Origin of the sequence: Comamonas jiangduensis (assembly GCF_030162955.1) — a bacterium.
GTDB classification, from domain to species: Bacteria; Pseudomonadota; Gammaproteobacteria; order Burkholderiales; family Burkholderiaceae_C; genus Comamonas; species Comamonas jiangduensis.
On record NZ_JARXOV010000016.1, the window covers coordinates 40608 to 66246 of the forward strand.

The 25639-nt window shown below is 59.7% G+C and carries 25 protein-coding genes and 1 riboswitch; of the genes, 13 read left to right on the forward strand and 12 right to left on the reverse strand.

The annotated features are described in order from the left end of the window. Window positions 1-50: 50 nt before the first annotated feature. From QEP12_RS12790 to QEP12_RS12800, 3 genes are all read left to right on the forward strand, one after another. On the forward strand, window positions 51-860 hold the full coding sequence (locus tag QEP12_RS12790) for an MlaE family ABC transporter permease (RefSeq protein ID WP_174862738.1): 810 nt from the start codon (window positions 51-53) through the stop codon (window positions 858-860). Between the two features lie 89 nt (window positions 861-949). Beyond that, a complete protein-coding gene (locus QEP12_RS12795; RefSeq protein ID WP_431308089.1) occupies window positions 950-1894 on the forward strand; it encodes an MlaD family protein in 945 nt (314 codons plus the stop codon). Further along, the gene (locus QEP12_RS12800) at window positions 1891-2583 is read left to right on the forward strand and encodes a hypothetical protein (RefSeq protein ID WP_284214497.1); all 693 of its coding nucleotides are present in this window, start codon (window positions 1891-1893) and stop codon (window positions 2581-2583) included. The genes QEP12_RS12795 and QEP12_RS12800 overlap by 4 nt, the downstream gene beginning before the upstream one ends. Window positions 2584-2721: 138 nt before the next feature. Here the strand turns inward: QEP12_RS12800 and QEP12_RS12805 are convergent, their stop codons facing one another. The 5 genes from QEP12_RS12805 to QEP12_RS12825 all read right to left on the reverse strand — a co-directional run bounded on the left by QEP12_RS12805 (window position 2722) and on the right by QEP12_RS12825 (window position 7144). After that, window positions 2722-3762 carry a porin gene (locus tag QEP12_RS12805; RefSeq protein WP_284214498.1) on the reverse strand — a complete coding sequence of 347 codons (1041 nt, stop codon included), beginning with the start codon at window positions 3760-3762 and terminating at the stop codon, window positions 2722-2724. 160 nt (window positions 3763-3922) lie between these two features. Beyond that, window positions 3923-4861, reverse strand: a complete 939-nt coding sequence (thiE, locus tag QEP12_RS12810; RefSeq protein ID WP_284214499.1) for a thiamine phosphate synthase — start codon at window positions 4859-4861, stop codon at window positions 3923-3925. Then, entirely contained in the window at window positions 4854-5669 is an 816-nt protein-coding gene (locus tag QEP12_RS12815) for a thiazole synthase (protein ID WP_284214500.1), read from the reverse strand. Before QEP12_RS12815 ends, thiE begins: the two co-directional genes overlap by 8 nt. A 104-nt stretch (window positions 5670-5773) precedes the next feature. Continuing rightward, a complete protein-coding gene (gene thiS / locus QEP12_RS12820; protein WP_174862751.1) occupies window positions 5774-5971 on the reverse strand; it encodes a sulfur carrier protein ThiS in 198 nt (65 codons plus the stop codon). A gap of 60 nt (window positions 5972-6031) precedes the next feature. After that, a complete protein-coding gene (locus QEP12_RS12825) occupies window positions 6032-7144 on the reverse strand; it encodes an FAD-dependent oxidoreductase (RefSeq protein WP_284214501.1) in 1113 nt (370 codons plus the stop codon). 287 nt (window positions 7145-7431) lie between these two features. Between QEP12_RS12825 and thiD the strand changes: the two genes are divergently transcribed. Next, the gene (gene thiD / locus QEP12_RS12830) at window positions 7432-8298 is read left to right on the forward strand and encodes a bifunctional hydroxymethylpyrimidine kinase/phosphomethylpyrimidine kinase (RefSeq protein ID WP_284214502.1); all 867 of its coding nucleotides are present in this window, start codon (window positions 7432-7434) and stop codon (window positions 8296-8298) included. An 84-nt stretch (window positions 8299-8382) separates the two neighbouring features. Here thiD and QEP12_RS12835 read toward each other — a convergent pair whose 3' ends face one another. Further along, window positions 8383-8868 carry an SH3 domain-containing protein gene (locus tag QEP12_RS12835; RefSeq protein WP_219162213.1) on the reverse strand — a complete coding sequence of 162 codons (486 nt, stop codon included), beginning with the start codon at window positions 8866-8868 and terminating at the stop codon, window positions 8383-8385. A 302-nt stretch (window positions 8869-9170) separates the two neighbouring features. Continuing rightward, window positions 9171-10463 carry a purine-cytosine permease family protein gene (locus tag QEP12_RS12840; RefSeq protein ID WP_284214503.1) on the reverse strand — a complete coding sequence of 431 codons (1293 nt, stop codon included), beginning with the start codon at window positions 10461-10463 and terminating at the stop codon, window positions 9171-9173. A 73-nt stretch (window positions 10464-10536) separates the two neighbouring features. After that, window positions 10537-10638, reverse strand: a riboswitch (TPP riboswitch). 256 nt (window positions 10639-10894) lie between these two features. Here QEP12_RS12840 and QEP12_RS12845 point away from each other — a divergent pair. The 4 genes from QEP12_RS12845 to QEP12_RS12860 all read left to right on the forward strand — a co-directional run bounded on the left by QEP12_RS12845 (window position 10895) and on the right by QEP12_RS12860 (window position 14836). Beyond that, on the forward strand, window positions 10895-11176 hold the full coding sequence (locus QEP12_RS12845) for a hypothetical protein (RefSeq protein ID WP_284214504.1): 282 nt from the start codon (window positions 10895-10897) through the stop codon (window positions 11174-11176). A gap of 464 nt (window positions 11177-11640) precedes the next feature. Then, complete coding sequence (locus QEP12_RS12850) at window positions 11641-12360, forward strand: Crp/Fnr family transcriptional regulator (protein WP_219162210.1); 720 nt, start codon at window positions 11641-11643, stop codon at window positions 12358-12360. Between the two features lie 6 nt (window positions 12361-12366). Continuing rightward, entirely contained in the window at window positions 12367-13467 is a 1101-nt protein-coding gene (locus QEP12_RS12855) for a phosphotransferase (protein WP_174862732.1), read from the forward strand. A 94-nt stretch (window positions 13468-13561) separates the two neighbouring features. Then, a complete protein-coding gene (locus QEP12_RS12860) occupies window positions 13562-14836 on the forward strand; it encodes an acyl-CoA dehydrogenase family protein (protein ID WP_284214505.1) in 1275 nt (424 codons plus the stop codon). 73 nt (window positions 14837-14909) lie between these two features. Here the strand turns inward: QEP12_RS12860 and QEP12_RS12865 are convergent, their stop codons facing one another. The 5 genes from QEP12_RS12865 to QEP12_RS12885 form a co-directional block, all read right to left on the reverse strand. Then, window positions 14910-15695 (reverse strand): peptidylprolyl isomerase, encoded by a 786-nt coding sequence (locus QEP12_RS12865; RefSeq protein WP_219162207.1) that lies wholly within the window; start codon window positions 15693-15695, stop codon window positions 14910-14912. Between the two features lie 72 nt (window positions 15696-15767). Beyond that, window positions 15768-16034 (reverse strand): BolA family protein, encoded by a 267-nt coding sequence (locus tag QEP12_RS12870; RefSeq protein ID WP_284214506.1) that lies wholly within the window; start codon window positions 16032-16034, stop codon window positions 15768-15770. After that, window positions 16027-16593 (reverse strand): septation protein A, encoded by a 567-nt coding sequence (locus QEP12_RS12875; RefSeq protein WP_284214507.1) that lies wholly within the window; start codon window positions 16591-16593, stop codon window positions 16027-16029. Before QEP12_RS12875 ends, QEP12_RS12870 begins: the two co-directional genes overlap by 8 nt. 159 nt (window positions 16594-16752) lie before the next feature. Then, window positions 16753-17241 (reverse strand): peptide-methionine (R)-S-oxide reductase MsrB, encoded by a 489-nt coding sequence (gene msrB, locus QEP12_RS12880; RefSeq protein WP_174862728.1) that lies wholly within the window; start codon window positions 17239-17241, stop codon window positions 16753-16755. Next, on the reverse strand, window positions 17238-18752 hold the full coding sequence (locus QEP12_RS12885; RefSeq protein ID WP_174862727.1) for a protein adenylyltransferase SelO: 1515 nt from the start codon (window positions 18750-18752) through the stop codon (window positions 17238-17240). The genes msrB and QEP12_RS12885 overlap by 4 nt, the downstream gene beginning before the upstream one ends. Window positions 18753-18954: 202 nt before the next feature. On the opposite strand from QEP12_RS12885, the gene QEP12_RS12890 reads away from it, so the two are divergent. The 5 genes from QEP12_RS12890 to QEP12_RS12910 all read left to right on the forward strand — a co-directional run bounded on the left by QEP12_RS12890 (window position 18955) and on the right by QEP12_RS12910 (window position 25638). Further along, a complete protein-coding gene (locus QEP12_RS12890; protein WP_174862726.1) occupies window positions 18955-20604 on the forward strand; it encodes a 3-(methylthio)propionyl-CoA ligase in 1650 nt (549 codons plus the stop codon). Window positions 20605-21056: 452 nt separating this feature from the next. Continuing rightward, on the forward strand, window positions 21057-22292 hold the full coding sequence (locus QEP12_RS12895) for a branched-chain amino acid ABC transporter substrate-binding protein (protein WP_174862725.1): 1236 nt from the start codon (window positions 21057-21059) through the stop codon (window positions 22290-22292). A gap of 239 nt (window positions 22293-22531) precedes the next feature. Beyond that, window positions 22532-23485 carry a branched-chain amino acid ABC transporter permease gene (locus QEP12_RS12900; protein ID WP_284214508.1) on the forward strand — a complete coding sequence of 318 codons (954 nt, stop codon included), beginning with the start codon at window positions 22532-22534 and terminating at the stop codon, window positions 23483-23485. 27 nt (window positions 23486-23512) lie between these two features. Next, window positions 23513-24850 carry a branched-chain amino acid ABC transporter permease gene (locus QEP12_RS12905; RefSeq protein WP_284214530.1) on the forward strand — a complete coding sequence of 446 codons (1338 nt, stop codon included), beginning with the start codon at window positions 23513-23515 and terminating at the stop codon, window positions 24848-24850. Then, on the forward strand, window positions 24850-25638 hold the full coding sequence (locus QEP12_RS12910) for an ABC transporter ATP-binding protein (protein WP_174862724.1): 789 nt from the start codon (window positions 24850-24852) through the stop codon (window positions 25636-25638). Before QEP12_RS12905 ends, QEP12_RS12910 begins: the two co-directional genes overlap by 1 nt. Window position 25639: the final 1 nt, after the last annotated feature.

The following is a 25639-nucleotide window of genomic DNA, read 5'->3' on the forward strand; positions in this document are numbered from 1 at the left end:
GAAGGCTGAATGCAATGAGGCAGCATTGGTAAATCTTGCTGGCTTTACCTATGATGGTTTCCATGCATCCCTCAAGAGGTTCTTTGTCCTTGCGTATATGGCAGGCTGCGCGCGATACAGCTGTGGCCTGGGGCCGCATTTTTTATTTGTTCGCGATGGTGTGGGTGCTGCTGCTGTCGCCTTCCACATACCTGTGGCCGTCCTTGCAGCCGATTTTGCAGCGTATGTATCGGGACACAGCGCCGATCTTGCTTGGCTTTACGGTGCTGGCTGCCTTGATTTGTCTGGTGATCACGCGCATCGTGGTGGTGACAGCCATCAGCTATGGCTTGTCGCGCTATGCCCTGGAAATGGTGGTGCGGGTGCTGGTGCTAGAGTTGATTCCGTTGACGGCCAGCTTGTTCGTGGCCATGCGCTGCACCATTCCTTATGCGACCGAGCTGGCTGTTATGCGCAGCTCTGGAGCGTGGGACGCACGCGCGCAGCGTGGCGAAGCCTTGATGCGCCTGGAGGTCCTGCCGCGCGTGGTTTCTGGCTTGTATGCCAGTGTGACCTTGGCGGCGCTGTCCTGTGTGGTGGCGCTGGTGATGGCGTACATCGGGGTGTATGGTTTTAGCTGGGCGGGCGTGCCGGGTTACACCCGCATGTTTGGCCATGTCTTCAACCCGTCAGTGACCTTGGTTTTTGTGTTGAAAACCTGGCTGTCTAGCTTGGCAGTTGCCATCATTCCTGTGTCGACGGGGTTGTATGCCAAGCCACGGCGATTGTCTCGGCCGGGCGATGAACTCAATGGCCTGGTGCGTATGTTCGCGGTGCTGCTGCTGATTGAGCTGGCATCGTTGATGGGTAATTACTATTAAGTACTACAACGTTGGAAGGGTTGTGACCTTTGCCTGATTCAAGTAAGCCATCTTTACCGGATTCAGTTGCCTCCGCCCCTGCGGCGGAGTTGAGGTCTGTGGCGCATTTGGAGCGCAAAGCTGCGGCTTTGCTGTTGCTCACTATTGCTTTGATCGCCGGGGCCACTGTGTATTTGCTGTATGCGCGCGGTGCTTTTGAGACGACCCAAACGTTGGTGCTGACTTCGGATGATTCCGAGGGCGTGACTGTGGGCATGGATATGACGTTCTCAGGCTTCCCGATTGGACGTGTGAGCAAGCTGGAGCTAGCCCCCGATGGGAATGTCCGCATAGTGGTGGCTGTGGCCAGCAAAGATGCACATTGGCTGCGTGAATCCAGTGTGTTCACGTTGGTGAAAGGGCTGGTGGGTGGCACCACCATCAAGGCTTACAGTGGCATGCTGCAAGACCCGCCTTTGCAGGATGGTGCTGAGCGCCCGGTTCTGCGTGGTGATGCCACTGCAGAAATTCCACAGATCGTTGCCATGGCCAAAGATTTGCTCAACAACCTCAGCATGATGACCGCGCAGGATTCGGCTCTGGGTAAATCCATGGACCAGATTCGCCAGTTGGGGGAAAAACTCAATGGCGAAAGTGGGGCCATGGAGGTGTTGTTGGGAACGCCCGAGAATGCGCGCAAAACGGTGGAAATGCTCGACCGTGCCAACCAGTTGCTGGCGCGCATGGATCACGTGGTGCGGCGTGCCGATCAGCAGGTGTTTGATGCAGATGGGGTCATGCCCCAAGTGCGTCAGACGGTACAGACTCTCAATCAATTGCTGCAAGAGACGCGAGCCAGCTTGAAAAAGCTGGATGCCGTGCTGGTGAATGCCGAATCCATCAGTGCGAATGTGAATGATGCCAGCAGCGACCTTGGTCAGTTGCGCAACGAGGTGGAAAGCAATTTGCGCAAGATTGAAGACATGCTGACCGATTTACAGCGCAAATGGCCGTTTGCCAAAGGCGCTAAAGAGGCAGAGGTTCAACTGCCATGACAGTGCCTCGCATCTTCCGCATTGCTGCTGTAGTTACGGGGTTGCTCGGGGCGGTGGCATGCTCCAGCCGACCGCCGGCACCGGATTGGGCGCTGGAAGCGCAGTCCGCGTCCGAGCGTGCGGTGAAAGCTTATTTGCAAGGTGACACGCGGGTGGCCGAGGCAGAGTGGCGTAAAGCCTTTGCGCAGGTGTCGGCAACCGGGCAACCCAGTCAGATGGCGCGTTTGGCGCTGCTGCAGTGTGCGGCCCAAGTTGCCGCATTGGAATTTACGGACTGCCCCCATTACCAGGGTTATGCCGCAGGTGCACAGCCCGCAGAGCAGGCCTATGCCCGCTATTTGCAAGTGCAGCACACTGCCCAGGATGTGGCTTTGCTGCCCAAGGCGCAGCAGGACATGGCCCGCCAATTGCTGGCAGGCCAGGCAGGGCAATCGGCTCCCGCAGCGGAGGCCACGCTTTCGCAATTGACGGCCGCAGGCGTGGCCGTGCGCGCAGGGCATTTGGAGCTTGCAGGGGTGCAGCAAGCGGTGCAGCTGGCATCTGCACAAGGCTGGCGCCGTTCGGTGATGGCGTGGTTGCTGCTGGAGCAACGCCTGCACCAAGCGGCAGGCAATGCCGCCGGTGTGCAGGCGGTGGAGTTGCGCTTGCAGGTGCTACAGAATGCCGAAGTTGCTAGTAAGAAAAAGTGAGTGTTAGGCGCTTGCTTTTCAATGATTTCAGATGGTTATAGCCTTGAAATGATTGTGGGGCAGGCGCTTTAAGCTATTGAATTGAATGTATGGAATAAAAAAGCCCCGCTATGCGGGGCTTTTTGCTGTGCGCTGGGCTTAGAAGCGGTGGCGGATACCCACGGCCACGCTGGTGCCGGATTCACTGCCGTTCTGCGTGAATTTATCGTACATGACGGCAGAGTAGACATCGGTGCGCTTGGAGAGGAAGTGGTCGTAGCCGAGGGTGGCTGTTGTGCGTTTAGCGTCGCTAGTACCAGGAGCTAGTTCTGCCTTGGTTTGAGCGATCGCAGCCTTGAAAGTGCCTGCCTTGGTGACGGGCACATCCATCCCCAGCGACACGGTTTTGCCTTCGTAGGCATTTGTGTCTTGCAGCTTGGACTGGCCGTAGGTGGCGTACAGTTTGACCGCAGAGAAGTCGTAGCTGCCGCCCAGCATCCAGTTTTGCTTGGGGAACGCCATCTGTGCTGGAGTGGGGTTGGTGACCTGGGCGCGTTCAATAAATGCGGTCAGTGCCAACGGGCCATTGTTGTAGATCAGATTGGCCGCAATGTTCTTTTTGCTATTGGCATTCGCTTGCTCGCCGAATTGGTAGTGCAGGTTGGCGCGCAGGCCACCAAAGTCGGGCGTGCTGTAGGTGATCTGGTTGCTCCAGCCGGTGTCTGCTGCCGTAGTGCGGTAGTCGTTGGCAAAAGTGGGCCAGGGGGTGTTCGCGTGCAGCACCAGGGGCGACAGAGTGAAGGAGTCGCCGAAGGGGTTGAATAGGATGGTGGGCAGGAAGTTGGGGGCCATGGAACGGCCCAGCTTCACGCTACCAAAGCCACCGGACAGTGACACATTCGCATCGCGGGCGAAGAAGGTGTCGCCGTCAAAGCGGCCGGGGGTGCCGGTGTCCGCGCGGAAGAAGGCGCCCAGTGCAAAACCCACTTTCAGGCCGTTGCCTAGGTCTTCCGTGCCATTCATGCCCCACCAAGAAGTGGTCATGCCGCCAGAGCCTACTTGGCTGCTGCGTTCATTGCCAGCGGTCTTCATCGAGCCGGCGTACATGTCCACCAGGCCGGACAGTTGCACATTGCTTTGTGCTTGTGCAGCACCCATGCATGCCAAGGCGGCACCAAAAGCGATCAGAGATTTTTTCACGGGGGAACTCCCTCAAAAGGTCGAATAAAAAAGCGGTCAGCCGTTTGCCCACTTCAGATGCACAAGGCTGCACCTGAGTGCTGCTTTTGTATACAAAGCACAAGCTGTGCCAGTGTGCAGGAAGTGAGCAGGTGCGCGAGTGTATCGCTGGATGAATGGCTTATGACACTGGTATGAATGCCGACAAGTGTTGCGCGGCCGCATCAGGGTCGGGGGCATTCACCAAGGCACGCACTACGGCGATGGAGCCCACACCGGTGGCCAGAATTTCGGGGAACTGCTCGGCCGAAATACCGCCAATCGCCACCAGTGGGTACTGTTGCATCAAGCGCACATAGGCCTGCAGGCGCGCTGTGCCTTGGGGGGCGGTGGCCATGCGTTTGAGCGTGGTGGGAAACACGGCGCCTAGGGCGATGTAGCTGGGCTGCACGGCATGGGCGCGCACCATTTCGGCGTAGCCATGGGTGCTGACGCCCAAGCGCAGGCCGCTGGCGCGGATGGCGTCCAGCTGCGCGCCTTCCAAGGCGTCTAAATCTTCTTGGCCAACGTGGATGCCATAGGCACCGGCGTCGATCGCGGCTTGCCAGTGGTCGTTGATGAACAGGCGGGCGCCGGTGCATTGCACGGCCTTTACTGCCGCTTGTACTTCGCGCTGGATGGCGGCTTGGTCGTCGCTTTTAAAGCGCAGCTGCACCGTGGGCACGCCAGCGCGGGCCATGCGCCCCACCCATTCGGCGCTGGGCAGCACGCCATACAGGCCCAAGGCGCGCGGGCATGCGGGGAAGGCCAGCGCCGGATTGGCACCGCTTAAACCAAAGTCTTGCGGGCTGTCAGGCCAGTGCGTGGCATCAAAGTGATGGGTACGCTCAGTCTGGCGCTGCCAGGCCTGGGCTAGGCATTCGGCATCCACGGCGATAAAGCCCAGTTGGCTGCAAGCGTGCAGAGCGGCCAAATACGCCGCTTCGCTGCGTTGTGCAGGCGGCGTGGGCTGGGGTACCAGTTCCACGGAGTTGGCATCGTGGTGCAGCCGTGCACCGAAGGTGGCGCTGTGGTGGTGGACGATGCGGTCGGCCAGGGCTTGAATGTCGGAGTTAAGCATGGTGCCAAAACGGTGTGCCCAAAACGGGCGTGCTGGGTTGGGCGGCGGTTTGCTCGGCCATGGCACCGGCCAAGTAGCCGTCACGGCCCGCTTGCGTGGCATCGGCAAACGCACCGGCCATGCGCACGGGGTCTTCTGCCAAGGCCACGGCCGTGTTCAGCAGCACGCCATCAAAGCCCCATTCCATCACGGTGCAGGCGTGCGAGGGGCGGCCCAGACCGGCATCCACAATCAGCGGCACGTTCAGGCGCTCGCGCAGGGTTTGCATGGCATAAGGGTTGGCAGGGCCACGGCCTGTGCCAATGGGCGCGGCCCAGGGCATGACGGCCTGGCAGCCCACGTCCACCAGGCGCTGGCACAGCACCAAGTCTTCGGTGCAGTAAGGCAGCACTTGAAAGCCGTCTTTGATGAGGATGGAGGCGGCTTCCACCAAATTCAGCGTGTCGGGCTGCAGGGTGTAGTCGTCGCCAATCAGCTCCAGCTTGATCCAAGGGGTGTCAAACACCTCGCGTGCCATTTGGGCCGTGGTGACGGCTTCCTGGATGGTCATGCAGCCCGCAGTGTTGGGCAGCACGGGCACGTTCAGCTTGCGCAGCAGCTCCCAGAAGCTGGCGCCGGTTTCAGCCACTTCGGCAGCATTGCTGCCTTGGCGGCGCAGCGAGGCGGTGACCATGGCGGGCTTGGCGCGCGCTACGGCGGCCTCCAGCACGGCCGGCGAGGGGTAGCGTGAAGTGCCCAGCAACAGGCGGCTTTGGAAGGTTTGGCCGTACAGCACCAGGCTGTCGGCGGAGGAGGTGTGGTTGCTCATGGCTGGCAAGAAGGTCGAATGTCTATATGCTGGATTGATAGCTGTCAGCGCTTACTGCATAAGCGCTAGAGGCATATTGGGCTATGCATGTTGCGGTGGGTGCTTCAGCCGCCTGTGACGGGGGCAATCACCTCCATGCGGTCACCCTCGGCCAAGGCATGGGCCGCGTAGCGTGATTTGGGCACGAACTCGGTGTTCACAGCCACTGCAAACGGTGGCTGGGCTTGCCAGTGCGCCACGGCATCGGCCACGGTGGCGTTGGGGGGCAGTTCCACGGTTTGTTGGTTGATGGTGATGTTCATGGGCAAATGCATCCAGGCACAAAACGGTGCAGCGGGTGGGCTGCACCGGGAGTCAAAAAATCAGGCGGCGGCGAGCGCAGGCTGGGTGTGCACGGCCACATCAAAGCGCTGGGCCAGCTCGGTGCTGCCGCTGCGCAGAATTTGCAGGGTGATGTCCAGCATGGCGGGCGAAATCATGTAGCCGTGGCGGTACAGGCCGTTCACTTGCAGCACGCGCTCATCCAGCCAGCGTACGGCAGGCAGATTGTCGGGCAGTGTAGGGCGGCATTGGGTGGCAATTTCCAAAATACGGGCCTCCGCAAAGCCGGAGTGCACGGTGTACAGCGCGCTGAGCAGCTCCATCACCGAGCGCAGGCTGGCCGGTCCCATGTCGTCGGATTCGATTTCGGTGGCGCCAATCACAAAGATGTGGTTTTCTTTGGGGGCGATGTACAGCGGGTAGCGTGGGTGCACCAGCCGGGTGGGGCGCTGCAGGATGACTTCAGGGGCATGCACGCGCACCACTTCGCCGCGAATGCCGCGCAGCGCTTGCCATGCGGTGCGTGCGCCCAGGCCGCGGCAGTCGATCACCAAGTCGGGCTGGCCTGCGGAGCCGGGGGTGAAATCGGTCGTTTCGCGCGGGGTGTGCCAGTGCAACTGCACGCCCAAGCGGGTCAAGGTTTTCTCCAGGGCGGCCAGCAACTGGCGGTTGTCCAGCTGGCCTTCGCCAGGCAGGTATACGCCTTGCTGGAAGCGGCCCTGCAAGGCCGGCTCCACGTTGTTCAGGCCTTCGGCGCCCAAGCTCTGCAGTGCTGGCAGGCTGGGGTTGATACGGCGGTTTTTCTCAAACAGGCTGCACAGGCGGTTGGCGTCGGCCATGTCTTGGCGGTGCCACACCACCAAGGTGCCGTTTTGCTGGAAGAAGACATGCTCGTCCAGCTGCGCAATCAGCTCGGGCCAGCGCGTGAGGCCGTATTGGCCCATGCGCACCACGCCGGGTTCGGTGATGGCAGATTCAGCCAGCGGAGCCAGCATGGCGGCAGCCACACGGGCGGCGGCGCCATCAGCATCGGCGCTTTTGGCTTCAAACACTTCCACGCGGTGACCTTCACGCGCCAGCTCCAAAGCCAGCAAGCGGCCCATCAGGCCGGCGCCCAAAATGGCAATGTGAGAAGGGGTGGTCAGAGCGATCATGGTCAGTACTTCGTCCGTGGGTGGTTGTCGCCATGGACAAAACGGGCGTTGCAGCTGTGCGCAGCTGCCGCTCTGGTGAAACTCCCCACGCCAGCATGATCTGGATCGGGTAGCAGGGCGGCACGCGGTGCGGTGCTTGCCCTAGGGTTTTTCTCAGCCGCGCGCTGTGCAGCATGTGCTGCCAGCGGGACACCCCTGTTTCGTCCGCAAGCCGCAATTACAGCACAGCAGCAGTAAATGCGGCAGCAGCGCGTGAACAAGCCTTGGCTTGGGTCATAATTTTTGGCATGACTACGCAACAACTGCCCGCAGGCAGTGCCTCCACTTCCTTGCCGCGTTATGCGCGGGTGTTGTCCATCGCAGGCTCTGACAGCGGCGGTGGCGCAGGCATTCAAGCCGATTTGAAAACCTTCAGTGCACTGGGCTGCTACGGCATGACGGCCATTACGGCCATCACCGCGCAGAACACCTGCGGGGTCGCGGGTATCCACGGCATTCCACCGCTGATGCTCAAGGCACAGATTGACGCCGTGGTGCAAGACATTGGGGTCGATGCCGTCAAGATCGGCATGCTGCACGCCCCGGAGGTGGTGCAGGTGGTGGCAGATGCCATTCGCACGTATGGCATCACCAAGGTGGTGCTGGACCCGGTGATGGTGGCCACCAGCGGTGACAAGCTCATTCATGATGAAACCGTGAGTGTGCTGGTGCGGGAGTTGTTCCCGCTGGCGACGGTGGTGACGCCCAATCTGGACGAAGCTGGCTGGCTGATTGGCCGCCAGATTACGGATGCCAGCGCGATGGAGCAGGCCGTGCAAGACCTGCTGGCGCTGGGTGCCCAGCAGGTGCTGCTCAAAGGCGGGCACTTGCCGGGTGAATGGGTGGTGGATTTGCTGGCCGGGCGTGATGGGTTGCGCAAAGAACTGGGCTCGCAACGCATCCACACGCACAACGGCCACGGCACGGGCTGCACCTTGTCGTCGGCGATTGCAGCGCACATGGCGCTGGGGCTGGAGTTGCAGGCCGCGGTGGAAAGTGCGCGCACTTACATCCTTGGGGCAATTGCCTCCGGTGCAGAGGTACACACCGGGCAGGGGCATGGCCCCTTGAACCATGGGTTTGCCCCCGTGCCCCAAGTGATTTTGAGGGGTTGAGCCGCACGGGTATTGCCTTGGCAGCTATCAATAAAAAAGGCGCCTTGGGCGCCTTTTTTGATGAGGAGCACAGGGCGTGCAGTCTTACCAGCCCCAGCCCAGCTTTTCCAGCAGCCAGCCCTCTTGGTCTTCCGCAGTTTTGACCTTGGCCCAGCCATCACGCTTTTCCAGCGTTTTGACGATGTCGTACTTGCTCAGCTTGGTCACCACGCTGTGCTTGGTGCCGGGGCCGGCGCGCAGATTGACATTGTCAGACTTGATCAGGTAGTAGGCTTCCGAAGAGGTCAGCGGCAGGTGCACCCAGCCCAAAGCACCTTCAAAGTCTTTGACTTTGACCCAATCGTCTTGCTTGGCAATGACTTGCACGGGGTAGCCGTTGATCAGCTCCCACGCAATGTCGGATTTGGTAGTGGGCTTGGCGCGGATGTTGACGGTATTGCCCTTGATGCTCAAAAACTCTTGGGCTTGGGCCAAGGAAGGCGCGCTGGCAATAGAGCCAGCCAGCAGCAGCGCAGCGAAACCGCCACGGCGCAGGTGGCGAGTGAGGGGAAGGGCAAATGGTGGCAGCACGCGGTGATAACTCCTGTGAATCAATCCGATGTGGCTCCACATGCAAAAACAACCAACGTGGTGCCGACGAAGTGCGAAATCATGCCTGGGTTAGAGCGTGTTGTTGTGAACATGTCTCACAAAACAAATAGCCAAGCCCTGACATTTTTGCATCGCGAGGCATATTAACTGGCGAAACGTTTGGACACAACTCGTGCGCACCACGGGTTTGATGTGCCTTAGAACCGCTCACGCGGCCCTTGGTACGTTGTCACTTCGCCTTGTCGTACACCGGTACTGCCTGCGGCTTCGCGCCCCCTCCCTCACGTGGTGCGTGGCAGGCAACGGGCTGCCACAAAGCACACCAGCAGGGTGGGCAAGGCGCTGCCTGCATCGGCAGAAATCAAGGGCATGCTGTGGTAGAGCGCAATACCCGCCAGCCACAAGGTCACGGTGGGCCAGTGTGCGTGCTGGGCGTTGGCCATCCATTGCGGTGCCTGCGCAAGCCGCTGCGCGGCAGGCTGCCATGCCAGACGGCCCAGGATTACGCCAAACAAAGGCACAAACACCGAGCTGAGCGTGAGCAAGAAGGGCTCAATGCTGTGCATGGGCAGCACCAGGGCCAGCAGCACGCACAGCACGGTCAACAGCAGGCCCCAGCGGCGAACACTCCAGCTGGGCACCACACTGTGTGCAGCCATGGCACCGGAGTAGGTGTCACCGTAGGCGTTGTCGACTTCGTCAATCAAGATCAGCGTCAAGGCAATCAAGCCGCCTTGTGCCAGCAGCAGCGCAGTGACCAGATCGGCGCTGGGCAGCGTCAATGCCACCAGCACGCCCAAGCCATAGCACCACATATTCGCTACGGCAAAGCCCAACCAGGTGCCGCGCATGGCACTGCGGCCATCTTTGCCATGGCGCGCATAGTCGGCCACCAAGGGCAGCCAGGAAATAGGCATGGCAATCACCAAGTCCATGGCGGGCAACCAACCCATGCCACCTTGGCCAGGACGGCTCCACAGGCTTTGCCAGCCTTGCTCCAACGCCAAGCCGACAAAGTGCCAAGTCAGCCACAGCAAAGACAGCACCACCAGCGGCAAGGCTACGCGGGCAATCAACTGGCGCACCAGTTTGAGCATGGAGCCGCTGATCAGCAGCGCGATCACGCCGCCCCACATCAGCGTCATCACCATGGGCCAGTAGCTGGCGGCCATGCCACCTGCCTGGCGGCCAATGGCCACGCTGGCGTCGCGCATCACCACCAGCTCAAACGTGCCCCAGCCAATCAGCTGCACCAAATTGAGCACGATCGGGAGCTTGGCAAACTGGCGCCCATACACATGCGTCATCAGCGCCGCGCTGGACAGTCCGGTGTCACACGCAATCTTGGCCATCCAGCCCAGCAGGCCAGCGCCCAGCAAAGAGCCGCACGCAATGGCCAGCAGCGCTTGCTGTGGCGACAGGGCAGGCAGCAAATAAGCGCCCACTTGCATAACCAGCAGGCCTACGCCCAGGCTGAACCACAGCGCAGCGTGGTCATGCATGGCAAAGACGCGCTCAGCGGGGGAGGTGGGAGACAGCGCTTGGTTGGAAGACGCCGAAGAGGAGGTATTCAATTCAATGCTCCGTATGCCTACGAAGCAGGGGCCGTGACAGGCATGCCAGCGCATGCAGCGTATGCATGGAGCAGCCCTAAACCAACAGCTTCCCTGCGCGAGGATGATCTCAATCAGGTTCAAAGGGACTCTCTCAGCCCACTGCTTGGCAGCAGGGGCACCCCTAGCGAGTTGCCACGAATGTGGCGGCGCGATTGTGCATGCAGGCCATGCAAAAAGCTAGCAATGCAGCACCCCAGAAGCTGGTATGCGCTGTCTTTGGGCAATGCGCGCGGGGCAGTGGTATAGCGGGGAGGCGCATGTACAGGGCGTGTGAGGATGTGTAGCAATAAGGAGCTGAGGGTGTGTGCCAGAGGCATTTAGGCACTGGAGCGCCAAGGAGATGCTGTCTCTACATTGGCTGCGCAGGCAAAGCCTCTAAACTCCTCGCCATGCCAAACCTGTATGAAGCCCTGATCGCCATCGTGCGTGACCATTGGAAGAGCCATGACAACGCCTATCCGCAGCGCATTGAATTGAACGCAAGTGATATGCAGGCGCTGCTGGATGAACGCCAGCTGGTCAATGAAAGCATGAACTTCCCGCTCCAGCCGGGGTGGGAGCACATCTTTCTTGGCACACCGGTGCAACGGGCGGATGTCAGCTGTGTGGTGGATGTGAACGGCCAGCGTTTGCCAATCACACTGCCAAGCAGTGAAGTGGCTGAAAAATAATAATTTGAGTCAAATATGCCTCTAGCGCTTATGCAGCAAGCGCTAGCAGCTATCAAATAAGCGGCATTGCAAAGAAACCTTCTCTTTGCAATGCCGCTTTTGTTTGGGGGGTGCTTAGCGTCAGCGCACGCAGGTGCACGGCATTGGCTGCGGCCGGCGCCAAAGTGCGACTGGCTGTGGGATAAGAAGGCGTGGTGAAGGGGGAGAAAAGCAGAGGTTTTGTTCTGCAGTGCGGAAATTTCGACGCAAAAAACCCTATACCGTGCGCCTGCAGGGAGCGCTGCCTGCAGGAAATAAGTTATTTGTGATCAATAACTTAAGGGTAAACCCTTGAGTTTGTGTGCTGGTAAAGCAAAGACTGTCACTTTCTGGACAACTTGTGCATGTTGTGCTGCGCTGAGTGGTCAATACGCTGGTCTCTGACGCGACAATGAACCGGTTTTCAGTCACAGAAACGACAGGCTATGGACGACCCGATTCTTACTATCGAAGAACGTGAAGCGATCAACTCAGGTCGCTGGTTTTCATCCCTTTCCCCTTCGCTCAGGCACGACATTCTGCGATGCGCATACGTCAAACGATTCAAAGATGGAGCTTTGCTTTGCGCACGCGGCGAAGTGCCGGAGGAATGGTTCGCCTGCGCCAAGGGCGCGGTACGGGTGAGTTCCACTTCCATCACGGGCAAGCAAATCACGCTGACTTACGTAGAGCCGGGGTTGTGGTTTGGCGATACCTCAATTTTCGATGGAGACCGGCGCACGCACGACGCGTATGCCCATGGCTCCACCACGCTGCTGTGCGTGGCCAAGGCGGATTTCAAACGCATTTTGGCCACCCACACCGAGTTCTACGAAGCCATGCTGTGGCTGGCGGCACGCCGCATTCGCCAGTTGTACGGTTTGGTGGAAGACCTGAACACGCTGCCGCTGCGTGCACGGCTGGCCAAGCAGTTGTTGCACTTGGCGCGCAGCTATGGCATTCCCAGCCTTGCCAATGGCGAGGAGATTCGCATCGGCCTGCAGCTGGCGCAGGAAGAATTGGCCCAACTGCTCGGGGCATCACGCCAGCGCGTGAACCAGGAGCTCAAGGGCATGGAGCGCGAGAACATCATCCGTATCGAGCCGGGTGGATTGGTAGTGCGCGACCGCGATGGGCTGCTGCGCATTGTGGAAACTGACTTTTAAAGACGTATGAGCAACTTTGACCATTTTGTAGGTACCAAACCCGTCTCTGAAGCACATGCTTTTGATGTGCAGGCACTGAGCCAGTGGATGAACCAGCATGTGGCTGGCTTTGCAGGCCCCGTGACGGTGGAGATGTTCAAGGGTGGGCAATCCAACCCGACTTACAAACTGGTCACGCCGGGGCGCAGCTACGTCATGCGCTCCAAGCCTGGCCCGGTGGCCAAGTTGCTGCCCTCAGCGCATGCGATTGAGCGCGAGTTCAAGGTGATGCGCGGCCTGGCTGGCACCGATGTGCCGGTGCCGCACATGTATGCCTTGTGCGAGGATGAATCCATCATTGGGCGCGCCTTCTACATCATGGAGTTCAAAGACGGCCGCGTGCTGTGGGATCAGTCCTTGCCTGGTATGACGAACGCCCAGCGCGCAGACATCTACAACGAGATGAACCGCGTGATTGCAGCACTGCACAGCGTGGATGTGGTTCAGCAGGGGCTGGCAGATTACGGCAAGCCCGGCAATTACTTTGAGCGCCAAATTGGCCGCTGGAGCAAGCAGTACGTGGCTTCCGTCACTCAGCCCATTGCAGAGATGGATCAGTTGATGGCCTGGCTGCCCGCCAACATGCCAGACAGCGCCAAGGATGAAAGCAAGGTCTCCATCGTGCATGGCGACTATCGGCTGGATAACGTGATGTTTGCGCAGGATGCCGCCAAGGTCATTGCGGTGCTGGATTGGGAGCTGTCCACTCTGGGCCATCCCTTGGCCGACTTTAGCTACCACTGCATGGCCTGGCACATTCCCGTCAGTCTGGGGCGCGGGATTGGTGGCTTGGATATTGCGGCGCTGGGGATTCCCAGCGAGCAGGAATACATGCGTATGTACTGCGAGCGCACGGGTTTGGCCACGCTGGAGCAGCTCAACGCTGATTGGAACTTTTATCTGGCCTACAACATGTTCCGCATTGCGGCCATTTTGCAAGGCATTGCCAAACGTGTGGAGGCAGGCACCGCCTCCAGCGCGCAGGCCAAAGCAGCGGGCGACACGGCACGGCCGATGGCCCAACTGGCTTGGAGCTACGCGCAAAAACACAGCGCCCAGGCACGCTGACGGACCCTTTTCCCCCTCGTGTGTAAGACGGCCTGCAGCTGCCGGGGGGCAGTGCACGCCCATTGTTTGCTAGTTGACCAAAAAGGAGCACTCCATGGACTTTGACTATTCCCCTAAAACCAAGGAACTGCAGGCGCGCTTGCTGCGCTTCATGGATGAGCATATCTATCCGAATGAATCGACCTTCCACCATGAACTGGAAGCCAACACGCAAGCAGGCAAACGCTGGACACCGCTGAACGTCATTGAGGGGCTGAAAGAAAAAGCCAAAGAGCAAGACCTGTGGAACCTGTTTTTGCCCAAAGACACGGCAGAAATTGCCGGTGTCAAAGGCGCAGGTCTAACCAACCAGGAATACGCGCCTTTGGCGGAAATCATGGGGCGTGTGGGCTGGGCTTCCGAAGTGTTCAACTGCTCGGCCCCCGACACCGGCAATATGGAAACCATTGCCCGCTATGGCAATGACGAACATCGCCAGAAATGGTTGCTGCCTTTGCTGGACGGCAAGATCCGCTCTGCGTTTGCAATGACCGAGCCCGAAGTGGCATCGAGTGACGCCACCAACATCTGCACGCGCATGGAGCGCCAGGGCGATGAATACGTCATCAACGGCCACAAGTGGTGGATTTCGGGCGCGGGCGATCCACGCTGCGCCATCTACATCACCATGGGCAAGACCGATCCCGAAGCGGCCAAGCACTCGCAGCAAAGCATGGTGCTGGTGCCCGCTGACACCCCCGGTGTGCGCGTGGTGCGCCCATTGACGGTGCTGGGCTATGACGATGCGCCGCATGGTCACATGGAAATGTATTTTGAGAACGTGCGTGTGCCGGTGAGCAATGTGCTGCTGGGCGAGGGCCGTGGGTTCGAGATTGCCCAAGGCCGCTTAGGCCCTGGCCGCATTCACCACTGCATGCGTTTGATTGGTCAGGCCGAACGTGCCCTGGAGCTGATGTGCCAGCGTGCCTCCAGCCGCATTGCTTTTGGCAAGACCATTGCCCAGCAAACCGTGACCCAGGAGCGCATTGCCGAAGCGCGTTGCCGCATCGATATGGCGCGCCTGCTGACACTCAAGGCCGCGTGGATGATGGACACCGTGGGCAACAAGGTGGCACGTACCGAAATCGCCATGATCAAGGTGGTGGCACCGCAATTGGCCTGCGATGTGATCGACTGGGCCATGCAAGTGCACGGCGGCGGCGGTTTGAGCCAAGACTTCCCATTGGCCCATGCCTATGTCAACGCACGCACGCTGCGCTTTGCTGACGGTCCTGACGAGGTGCACCGCAATGCCATCGCCAAGTGGGAGCTGGGTAAGCACGGCAACTATGGCCGTGATGCGCAGGTGCCTGTGACACGCGGCTCGTAAGAAGCACTACGTAAAGCCCAAGAAAAAAGCGACCGCAAAGGTCGCTTTTTTTGTGGTTGTCAAAGCAGTAGGCTTATTGCACCTTGGCCTTGGCGCGCAGGGATTCCTGGAACTGCATCATCTTTTGCTGTTCCAGTTGCTCGGCGATTTGGGGCTTGACATCTTCCAAGGCGGGCATCTGGGCTTCGCGCAGGTCATCCACACGGATGATGTGCCAGCCAAACTGGCTCTTCACGGGCGCATCGGTCAGGCCGCCCTTTTGCAGCTTGATCATGGCATCGGTGAACTCGGGCACATAGTTGGCGGGGCTGGCCCAGCCCAGATCACCGCCTTGGGCACCCGATCCGGGATCCTTGGATTCCTTCTTGGCGATGTCTTCAAACTTCTTGCCAGCCTTCACTTCCGCAATGATGGCCTTGGCGCGGTCTTCGGATTCCACCAGGATGTGGCTGGCGCGGTATTCCTTGCCGGCGTTGGCGGCCACGAACTTGTCGTACTCGGCCTTGATTTCGGCGTCGGTGACAGGGTTCTTCTTTTGGTAGTCCGCAAACAGTTCGCGGATCAGGATGGTTTCGCGGGCCAATTGCATTTGCTGCTTGAATTGGGGCGATGCGTCCAGACCGCGCTTGGCGGCTTCTTGCATGAAGATTTCACGAGCAATGATTTCTTCCTTGATTTGGGCGTCCATCTCTGCGGGCACCTGGCGGCCAGAGCGCTCAATCTGTTGCTTGAGGGCGGTGACGCGCTCCAAGGGCACGGGCTTGCCGTTGACGATGGCCAAGTTTTGCGCAGAAGCCGAAAGGGCGGCAGTGCCCAACACGGCGGCAGCCACAAGGCCGGGCAAAAGCTGTTTTTTCATGCGGAAATCCAAGAAAAAGGGTAAGAGGTTGGTGTTCGCCAACGACCGTTGGCGAATCTCGCAATCGTATGCTTAGAGCACTTCAATCGCCAGAGCATGCAACCCCTGGTCGATAAAGTGTTGCAGAGAATCATACACAACGCGGTGGCGTGCTACGCGGCTCTTGCCGTCAAAAAATGGTGCCGCGATGCGAACCCGAAAATGCGTGCCAAAACCTGTGCCATTGGCGCCCGCATGGCCAGCGTGGGCCGCGCTTTCGTCAATCACTTCCAGGTGTGTGGGTGCAAGTTTTTCTCGCAGCATGTGCTCAATGGCTGCGGCAGTGATGGCTTCACTCATGGCTGGAGTCCTTGGTGGCCGTGTTTTGTTCGGGCTCTTTCAGGTAGCGCCCCAAATACAGTGCCTGGCCCACCACAAACGCCAGCATCAGGCCAATACCTCCAAACATTTTGAAGTTGACCCAGGTGTCGGTGTCAAAGTTGAATGCCACCCACAGGTTGAGCACGCCCATGACAGCAAAAAAGCTGGTCCAGGCCCAGTTCAGGGTGTTCCAGACGCTATCGGGCAATTGCATCTGGGCACCCATCAGGCTCTTGATGAAGTTCTTTTTAAACAGCACCAGGCCCACCAGCAGCGCGCCGCCCATTAGCCAATACAGCACGGTGGGCTTCCATTTGATGAAGTTTTCATCATGGGCCAGCAAGGTGGCACCGCCGAAGACGACGATCACGCCCAAGCTCACCCATTGCATGGTTTCCACCTTGCCGGTTTTGAAGCGCAAATAGGCGATTTGCACAATGGTGGCCACGATGGCCACGGCCGTGGCTGCATAAATGCCCCAAGCCTTAAAGGCGGCAAAGAACAAAATGATGGGGAAAAAATCGATCAGCAGTTTCATGAAAAACATGCGGGCCCCTGCGTCCCGCGGTCATGCGAAAGATTGCAAGCATGCCATAGCTGGGGGTGCCAGCACGCGCCCAATGGCCGCGAAGTTCAAGGGTTACGGCGTCAGGCGGCAGCTGCCCGGTTGCTGGCTCCGTCCAGGTAATGGCTGGTTTTAGTTGCCGCTGGCGCCGCCATCGGTGGCATTGCTGGCGCCCGTGCTGTCTTCGAACGTGGCAGGGGCTGCGGTGCTGGAGCCAGGGTCGTGAAAATCCAGAGACGCCGAATTCATGCAATAGCGCAGCCCGGTGGGCAGGGGGCCATCTTCAAACACATGGCCCAAGTGCGCCCCGCATTGGCTGCACACGGTTTCGGTGCGCACCATGTGGTGGCTGCGGTCCACGATTTCGGTGATGGCGCCGGGATCCGCCTGGTAGAAGCTGGGCCAGCCGCAGCCTGCGTCGAACTTGGTGTCGGAATCAAACAGCTTGGCGCCACAGCAGATGCAGTGGTAGCTGCCGTCGGCCCAGTGCTGTTCGTAGCGGCCGGTGAAGGGGCGCTCCGTGGCGGCGTGGCGGGTGACTTGATAGGCCACGGGCTCAGCCCCTTTGGCTTGCAGGGTGTCCAGCCACTGGGCGTCGGTTTTTTGGATGGGAAAAGTCATGAGGAACAACTGATGGCAATGGAAGAGGCCCATGCGGGCGGGAAGTCAGCCCAAGCACCGTGCGCTGGGTGTTCATCAAAGGGGTGTTGCAACACCCGCAGCAGATCTTGCACCACCTGGAAGTTGCCCTGCTCTGCGGCGTGAATGGCCTCCTGCGCCACATGGTTGCGCAGCACAAAGCCAGGATTGGTGTTGAGCATTAAATTGGCATCTGGTGCTTTTCCAGACTGCGCTGATAGCTCTTGATAGGAGAGCAGCCAGCGGTCAAAATCTTCGCTGTCCAAGAACAGTTCACGCGTGCGCTGGAAGTCACCGTCTTGGGCGGAGCGCGACAAGCGGCGCCAGAAGATGGTGTGGTCGATGCGCTGGGTGGCCAGTAGTTCCAGCAAGTGCCCAATTACCGGAGTGGCCGCCGCAGTGTGCTGCTGGGCAGCGCGGGGCAGCCCCAGCTTGGCGCACATGCGTTGGCGGAAGGCCTGGCTGAAGGCCGGGCGGTAGGCTTCCAGCGCGGCCACGGTCACGTCCTGGTCTTCAATCAGCGGCAGCAGGGCCTGGCCCAGACAAAACAGGTTCCAGTAGGCGATTTGCGGCTGCTGGTTGAAAGCGTAGCGGCCCTGGTGATCGCTGTGGTTGCAGATGTGGCTGGGGTCGAACGCATCCAGAAACTGGAAGGGGCCGTAGTCAATGGTCAGGCCCAGCACGCTCATGTTGTCGGTGTTCATCACGCCGTGGCAAAAGCCCACGGCCTGCCAGTGCGCAATCATGTGGGCGGTGCGCTGGCCCACCTCATACAACAGCGCGGCATAGGCATTGCCTGGCACAGGGGCGCCTTCGCTGTCCACACCTTGCCAGCCGCTGCGGCAGGCGGGGTAGTAGCGGTCAATCACGTAATCGGCCAACTGGCGCAACTCGGATTGCATATCGCGGGCGGCAAAGTGCTCAAAGTGGCCAAAACGGATAAAGCTGGGCGCGGCACGGGTCACGACCGCAGCGGTTTCGGCCGTCTCACGGTACACCGGGGCGTGCGAAGCCGTCAGGCACAGCGCGCGCGTGGTCGGAATGCCCAAGGCGTGCATGGCCTCGCTGCACAGAAATTCGCGGATGCTGGAGCGCAGCACGGCCCGCCCATCGCCGCCGCGCGAATAAGGAGTGGGGCCTGCGCCTTTGAGTTGCAACTCCCAGCCTGCAGCGGTTTCACCTACGGTGATGGCGCGCCCGTCGCCCAGCTGGCCTGCCCACACCCCAAACTGGTGGCCGCTGTAGACACCGGCATAGGGCTGGCTGCCGGGCAACACGGCGTTGCCGGTGAAGGCCTGCAAGGCCTGCTCGGTCTGCATGAAACCATCGGGCAGCCCTGCGAGCTGGGCGACTTGCGGGCTTTGCGCCACCCATTGCGCATCGGGCAGGGGGGTGGGCTGAAGGTGCGTGAGGAAGGCTGGGCCAAGGCCTGAGAAACCGGTGCGCCAGGTGCCTTGCCAAGGCAGTGGGTGAGAGCCATCAAATGCATGCATGCAGCGATTGTGGCCAAGTCACGAAACCTTTTTGATCTAAGGAAATGTGTGCGGCAAAAGCCGCCCAAAGGACGCTTTGGCGACACATGCATGCTGGTAAGCCCGTAAACCGTTGGGTGGGCTGGCCCTTTACGATGGCTGCCAATGCGTGACAGCGCAGGCGGTACACGCCCCCCATTACATTCCCAAGGAGACATAGCCCATGCAAGGCCTGATGCAGAACCAGCAGTTGCTGATTTCGAGTTTGATTGAATTTGCCGCCCGCCACCACCGCGATGCGGAAATCGTGTCGCGCCGTGTGGAAGGTGATATTCACCGCTACACCTACGAAGACTTGGCAGGGCGCGCCAAGCAACTGGCCAACGCGCTGGATGAGCTGAAGCTGGCCCATGGCGACCGGGTGGCATCGATTGCCTGGAACGGTTACCGCCACATGGAGATGTACTTTGGCGTCAGCGGCTCGGGCCGCGTGCTGCACACCATCAATCCGCGCCTGCACCCGGAGCAGGTGGCTTGGATCATCAACCACGCTGAAGACCAGGTGCTGTGCTTTGACATGACGTTTTTGCCCCTGGTGCAGGCCGTGCACGCCAAGTGCCCCACGGTGCGCCAGTGGGTGGCGCTGTGCGATGCCGACAAGCTGCCTGCCGACAGCGGCATTCCTGGCCTGGTCAGCTACGAAGCATGGATTGGCGGTCAAAGCAAGCACTACCGCTGGCCCCAGCTGGATGAAAACACCGCTTCCAGCATGTGCTACACCAGCGGCACGACCGGCAATCCCAAGGCCGCGCTGTACAGCCACCGCTCCACTGTGCTGCACGCGTATGCTGCGGCGCTGCCCGATGTGATGTGTATGTCGGCCCGCGACGCCGTGCTGCCCGTTGTGCCCATGTTCCACGTCAATGCGTGGGGCATTCCGTACTCGGCTGCATTGACGGGTGCCAAAGTGGTGTTCCCCGGCCCTGCGCTGGATGGCAAATCACTGTATGAGCTGATTGAGGCCGAAGGCGTGACCTATGCCGCCGGCGTGCCCACGGTGTGGCAGATGCTGCTGGGCCATATGCAGCCCAATGGGCTGAAGTTCAGCACCCTGCGCCGCACGGTGATTGGCGGCGCAGCCTGCCCACCAGCCATGATTACTGCTTTTGAGGACGGCCTGGGTGTGAAGGTGCTGCATGCCTGGGGCATGACCGAGATGAGCCCGCTGGGCACGCTGTGCACCTTGAAGAACAAGCACTTGCAGCTGTCCAAGGAAGAGCAATTCAAGCTCAACCAGAAGCAAGGCCGCGCCATTTACGGCGTGGAGATGAAGATTGTGGACAGCGAGGGCAAGGAGCAGCCGTGGGATGGCAAGACCTACGGTGACTTGATGGTGCGCGGGCCGTGGATTTTGGAGTCGTACTACAAAGGCAGCAGCCCGCTGGTCAAAGATGAGCAGGGGCTGGGCTGGTTCCCCACCGGGGATGTGGCCACCATCGATGAAGACGGTTTCATGCAAATCACCGACCGCACCAAGGACGTGATCAAGTCGGGGGGGGAGTGGATCAGCTCCATCGACATCGAAAACATTGCCATGGGTCACCCCGCTGTAGCCATGGCAGCGTGCATCGGCATGCCCCATCCCAAGTGGGACGAGCGCCCGATTGTGGCGGTGACGCTCAAACCCGGTGCGCAGGTCACACGCGAGGCATTGCTGGCGTTTTACGAGGGCAAGACGGCCAAATGGCAGATTCCAGACGACGTGGTGTTCATGGATGCCATTCCGCTGGGTGCGACAGGCAAGATGCTCAAGACCAAGCTGCGTGAGCAGCTCAAGGACTACCGCCTGCCTTCACTGGCTGTGAATGCCTAGGCACTGAACAGGAGCAGCGAACAGGAGCTGGGAGCACGCTGATCCCAGCCAAGGCGGGCAAGCAACCGCGCTACTGACGGGTGTGCGCTCACAGAAGGTGTCAGTCAATGACTTTCTTTATGGTGTTAATACATGACGTAAGTGCTGGTCTGTGCCCATGGTGCCAAGACGCTTACAAAATAAGAGCTGTTTGCGCTTGTATGGATTAGGTTTTCCATACAAAACTAGCTGAAACATAGAAAGCACCTGCACAAGGTGCTTTCTTTTTTATGAATTGACGGGGTGGCTGAACGCCCTAAAAGTCACCCACGTGACCCCTATCCATGCGTGTTCTTACCGAGGGGGATAGTCCCGAGAGTGAAACCACCATGCGGTTTTTGCGAATGACTGACTACGCTTGTCGGGTGATTTGGTGAGAGTGAACCAACCCTTTATCTACGCAGGAGACAAGCATGCAATTTGTGTTGAAGACCGTGGCCGCATCCGTATTGCTCAGCGCTGCTGGTGCATCGATGGCCCAGCAAGGTGAAACCGTCAAAATTGCATGGCTGGATCCGTTGTCGGGCCTGATGGCTGCGTTGGGCACCAACCAGATGAAGAGCTGGCAATACCTGGCCGAAGAATTCAGCAAGAACAACGCCGCCGGTGTGAAGTTCGAGATCATCCCGATCGACAACAAGCTCAGCCCGCAAGAAACCACCAGCGCGCTGCGCTCGGCCATGGACCAGGGCGTGCGCTACGTGGTGCAGGGCAACGGTTCAGGCCCGGCGCTGGCCATCATGGATGCGCTGGAAAAGCACAACGCCCGCAACAAGGGTAAAGAGGTGCTGTACCTGAACTACGCGGCCGTGGACCCGGATCTGACCAACAGCAAGTGCAGCTATTGGCACTTCCGTCTGGATGCAGACACCTCCATGAAGATGGAAGCGCTGACCACCTACATGAAAGACCTGCCCGATGTGAAGAAGGTCTATCTGATCAACCAGAACTACGCGCACGGCCACCAAGTCAGCAAATACGCCAAAGAAATGCTGCAGCGCAAGCGCCCCGATGTGCAAATCGTGGGTGACGACATGGCGCCATTGGCCCAAGTGCGTGACTTCTCCCCCTACATCGCCAAGATCAAGCAGTCGGGCGCAGACAGCGTGATCACCGGCAACTGGGGCTCTGACTTGTCGCTGCTGATCAAGGCTGCCAACGATGCCGGCCTGAACAACGTCAAGTTCTACACCTACTACGGCTCCACCACCGGTGTGCCAACGGCCATGGGTGCAGGCGCTGCGGGCAAGGTTTACCAAGTCGCTTATGCCTACACCAACTTGCCAGGCGCGTTCACCGAAGTGGGCAAGGGCTTTAAGGCCAAGATGAATGACGACATGTACACCGGCGCGGTCTACCACGGCTTTGCCATGCTGACCGAGGCCTTCAAACGCGCTAAGAGCACCGACCCTGTGAAGGTGGCCGCAGTGATGGAGGGCATGAAGTTCAAGAGCTTCAACGGCGAGGTGGAAATGCGCAAGCAAGACCATCAGTTGCAGCAAGGTCTGTACATCAGCCGTTGGGACAAGACCGATGCCCAAAACCCGATGGACATGGAAAACACCGGCTACACCTTCAAGCAGGTGAAGTACTTCGAGCCCTATGTGGCCAGCACGCCCACGTCGTGCCAAATGAAGCGCCCCAGCTAAGCGGAGCCACCCCGGCGGGTGGAGCAAGGCCCGCTCACGCAACCTTGGGGCTGGGTGGCCTGCCCAGCAGTGCAGCGCTAGCGCTGTAGTCACAAGGGCTTCGCACCTCATCCCCAGTGCAAATCTGCGATTTGCTGGGGTCGCGTGAGCCACTGTGGCACAGACAACCCGCTTTTTACGCCGTGGCGCCGAGTCTGGTGGTGCGCCACACCGTGTTTTCTTTGCGTTGACAGGGTTCCATGAATCTTGAATTTTTTGTGATCTCCATGCTCAACGGCATCAGCTACGGGCTGCTGCTGTTCATGCTGAGTTCGGGCCTGACGCTCATCTTCAGCATGATGGGCGTGCTCAATTTCGCGCACACCAGCTTTTACATGCTGGGTGCTTATTTCGGCTACATGCTCTCGGGCGTCATCGGCTTTTGGCCGGCACTGGTCGTTGCACCACTGATGGTGGGCGCACTGGGTGCCGCGTTTGAGCGCTACAGCCTGCGCAAGGTACACAAATATGGCCATGTGCCCGAGTTGCTGGTCACCTTTGGTCTGTCCTACTTGATTTTGGAAGTGGTGCAGCTGGTCTGGGGGCGCAGTGCCGTGCCCTACGGCCTGCCCACCGCTCTGCAAGGCCCGCTGTTTACGCTGTACGGAACGCAGTTCCCCAAGTCACGCTCTTTCATCATGCTGATGGCGCTGCTCATGCTGCTGGCGGTGTGGCTGCTGCTGACACGCACACGCATTGGGCTGGTGATTCAAGCGGCGCTGAAAAAACCCGAAATGGTGGAGGCGCTGGGCCACAACGTGCCGCGCGTGTTCATGCTGGTGTTTGGCGGCGGCTGCGCGCTGGCCGGGCTGGCCGGTGTGATTGGCGGCAACACCTACATGACCGAGCCTTCGATGGCCATGTCGGTGGGCTCCATCATCTTTGTGGTGGTGGTAGTCGGGGGGCTGGGGTCGCTGGCCGGGGCGTTTTTGGCATCGCTGCTCATCGGCATCGTGCAGACCTTTGCGGTGGCACTGGATTACTCCTGGGCCACGCTGTTTAACAGCCTGGGCATGCACATCACGCCGGAGAGCTTTGGCTGGCCCGTGCTCAGCCTGACGATTTCGCAGATGGCGCCCATCCTGCCGTATTTGTTCTTGGTGCTCATGCTCATCTTCCGCCCAAAGGGGTTGATGGGCACGCGGGAGGACTAAGCCATGTCAGCCATTTTGCTTTCGCCGATGAACCACGAAACCATGCCGCATGTCGCGCCCGCTTCCTCCGCCCCTGTGCGCTATTACCGCTTCAAACCGTGGAATATAGGGCGCGTAGTGGTGTGGAGCGTATTTGCCCTGTTGCTCATCATCGCGCCGCTGGTCTTCACCAGCTCCTTGGCGCTGACCATGCTCAGCCAGATGGGCTATGCCATCATCATTTGCCTGTCCTACAACATCTTGCTGGGGCAGGGTGGCATGCTCAGTTTTGGGCATGCGGTGTACACGGGGCTGGGCTCGTTCATTGCCATCCATGCGATGAATCGCGCCGCCGATGGCGGCGTGCCCATTCCGGTATGGCTCATTCCGCTGGTGGGTGGCCTGGCCGGCATGTTCTTTGCCGCGCTGCTGGGGTGGGTGACCACCAAAAAATCAGGCACCACGTTTGCCATGATTACCCTGGGGGTGGGAGAGCTGGTTGCCGCCATGGCGCTGATGTTTCCCGGTTTTTTTGGCGGAGAAGGCGGTATCACCACTGACCGTGTGTATGGCACCACGTTCTTGGGCTTTGATTTTGGCCCCAGCATTCAGGTGTACTACCTGATTGCGGTGTACTGCTTCATCTGTACCGCGCTGATGTTTGCGTTCACGGCCACGCCGCTGGGCCGCATGCTCAACGCCGTGCGCGACAACCCCGAGCGCGTGGCCTTTGTGGGCTACAACACCCAGCGCGTGCGCTATATGGGCTTCATTATTGCGGGCTTTTTTGCCGGTATTGGGGGCGGGCTGGCGGCTATCAACTTCGAGATCGTCACGGCCATGGACAGCGTGAGCATCATCCGCTCGGGGACCTATTTGCTGTTCACCTTTCTGGGCGGTGCCACCTTTTTCTTTGGCCCCATCATCGGTGGCGTGCTGATGGTGGTTGCCACGGTGTTTCTGTCAGAGATTACCAAGGCATGGATGCTGTATCTGGGCCTGATCTTTTTGTTCATGGTGATGTATGCCCCCGGCGGTATTGCCAGCCTGATCATGATGAATCTGCGCCTGGCCAAGTACGGCAAGTTGGGGCGCATTGTGGGCGCCTACCTGGCGCTGGCGGGCACGGCTGTGGTCATGGTGGTGGGGCTGGCCGCCATGGTGGAGATGCTCTATCACCTGCAGCTGAATATCGGCTTGGGCAGTGAACTGCGCTTTATGGGCAGCACGCTGAATGTGCACAGTGTGGAGAGCTGGCTGGGCGCGGGCCTGATCTTTCTGACGGGCTTGGGGCTGTTTGAGCTGGTGCGCCGTGAATACGTGCGCCAGTGGGGGCAGATTCAGGAAGAAATTGAGCACGACATCCAGCGTGCGGAGGGCATCTGATGGGCCATCACACACCTTATGCCTTGGAGCTGCGTGACCTGCGCAAAAGCTTTGGCAAGACTGAAATCATTCGCGGCGCCAATCTGGCCGTGCATGCGGGCGAGCGCGTGGCCATCATCGGCCCCAATGGCGCGGGCAAAAGCACCTTGTTCAACCTGATCAGTGGGCGGTTTGCACCCACCAGCGGTGAAGTGCTGCTGCACGGCCAGCGCATTGATGGCAAAGAGCCGTTTGAAATCAATCGCATGGGCCTGTCGCGCAGCTTTCAGATCACCAACATCTTCCCCAAGCTCAGCGTGTTTGAAAACCTGCGCTGTGGCGTGCTGTGGAGCATGGGCTACCGCTACACCTTTTTGCGCTTTCTGTCGCGCATGGATGCGGTGAACGAGCGCGCCAAGCAGCTGATGGAGCAGATCGGCTTGCACAAGAAACGCGACGAGCTGGCTGTGAACCTGACCTATGCCGAGCAGCGCGCGCTGGAGATTGGCATCACCATCGCCGGTGGGGCCGATGTGATTTTGCTGGACGAGCCCACGGCCGGCATGAGCAACAGCGAGACCGCGCGCTTCATCAACCTGATCCGCGAGGTGACCGTGGGCAAGACCTTGCTGACCGTGGAGCACGACATGGGCGTGGTCTTCGGTCTGGCCGACAAGATTGCTGTGGTCGTCTACGGCGAGGTGATTGCCTTTGACACGCCCGAAAACGTGCGTGCCAATGCGCGGGTGCAAGAGGCGTACCTGGGCTCGGTCATTGCCGATGAACAGGCGCAAGCTGCGTTGCATTGAG

What these genes read in the sequence shown, in the direction of transcription:
- QEP12_RS12875 (WP_284214507.1), bottom strand. Translation starts at nt 16,593, where the DNA reads ATGAAACTGCTGATCGATTTTTTCCCCATCATTTTGTTCTTTGCCGCC.
- QEP12_RS12865 (WP_219162207.1), bottom strand. Translation starts at nt 15,695, where the DNA reads ATGAAAAAACAGCTTTTGCCCGGCCTTGTGGCTGCCGCCGTGTTGGGC.
- QEP12_RS12855 (WP_174862732.1), top strand. Translation starts at nt 12,367, where the DNA reads ATGAGCAACTTTGACCATTTTGTAGGTACCAAACCCGTCTCTGAAGCA.
- QEP12_RS12890 (WP_174862726.1), top strand. Translation starts at nt 18,955, where the DNA reads ATGCAAGGCCTGATGCAGAACCAGCAGTTGCTGATTTCGAGTTTGATT.
- QEP12_RS12850 (WP_219162210.1), top strand. Translation starts at nt 11,641, where the DNA reads ATGGACGACCCGATTCTTACTATCGAAGAACGTGAAGCGATCAACTCA.
- QEP12_RS12895 (WP_174862725.1), top strand. Translation starts at nt 21,057, where the DNA reads ATGCAATTTGTGTTGAAGACCGTGGCCGCATCCGTATTGCTCAGCGCT.
- thiD (WP_284214502.1), top strand. Translation starts at nt 7,432, where the DNA reads ATGACTACGCAACAACTGCCCGCAGGCAGTGCCTCCACTTCCTTGCCG.
- QEP12_RS12845 (WP_284214504.1), top strand. Translation starts at nt 10,895, where the DNA reads ATGCCAAACCTGTATGAAGCCCTGATCGCCATCGTGCGTGACCATTGG.
- QEP12_RS12885 (WP_174862727.1), bottom strand. Translation starts at nt 18,752, where the DNA reads ATGCATGCATTTGATGGCTCTCACCCACTGCCTTGGCAAGGCACCTGG.
- QEP12_RS12910 (WP_174862724.1), top strand. Translation starts at nt 24,850, where the DNA reads ATGGGCCATCACACACCTTATGCCTTGGAGCTGCGTGACCTGCGCAAA.
- QEP12_RS12905 (WP_284214530.1), top strand. Translation starts at nt 23,513, where the DNA reads ATGAACCACGAAACCATGCCGCATGTCGCGCCCGCTTCCTCCGCCCCT.
- QEP12_RS12815 (WP_284214500.1), bottom strand. Translation starts at nt 5,669, where the DNA reads ATGAGCAACCACACCTCCTCCGCCGACAGCCTGGTGCTGTACGGCCAA.
- msrB (WP_174862728.1), bottom strand. Translation starts at nt 17,241, where the DNA reads ATGACTTTTCCCATCCAAAAAACCGACGCCCAGTGGCTGGACACCCTG.
- QEP12_RS12790 (WP_174862738.1), top strand. Translation starts at nt 51, where the DNA reads ATGATGGTTTCCATGCATCCCTCAAGAGGTTCTTTGTCCTTGCGTATA.
- QEP12_RS12825 (WP_284214501.1), bottom strand. Translation starts at nt 7,144, where the DNA reads ATGATCGCTCTGACCACCCCTTCTCACATTGCCATTTTGGGCGCCGGC.
- QEP12_RS12900 (WP_284214508.1), top strand. Translation starts at nt 22,532, where the DNA reads ATGAATCTTGAATTTTTTGTGATCTCCATGCTCAACGGCATCAGCTAC.
- QEP12_RS12800 (WP_284214497.1), top strand. Translation starts at nt 1,891, where the DNA reads ATGACAGTGCCTCGCATCTTCCGCATTGCTGCTGTAGTTACGGGGTTG.
- QEP12_RS12860 (WP_284214505.1), top strand. Translation starts at nt 13,562, where the DNA reads ATGGACTTTGACTATTCCCCTAAAACCAAGGAACTGCAGGCGCGCTTG.
- thiS (WP_174862751.1), bottom strand. Translation starts at nt 5,971, where the DNA reads ATGAACATCACCATCAACCAACAAACCGTGGAACTGCCCCCCAACGCC.
- QEP12_RS12870 (WP_284214506.1), bottom strand. Translation starts at nt 16,034, where the DNA reads ATGAGTGAAGCCATCACTGCCGCAGCCATTGAGCACATGCTGCGAGAA.
- thiE (WP_284214499.1), bottom strand. Translation starts at nt 4,861, where the DNA reads ATGCTTAACTCCGACATTCAAGCCCTGGCCGACCGCATCGTCCACCAC.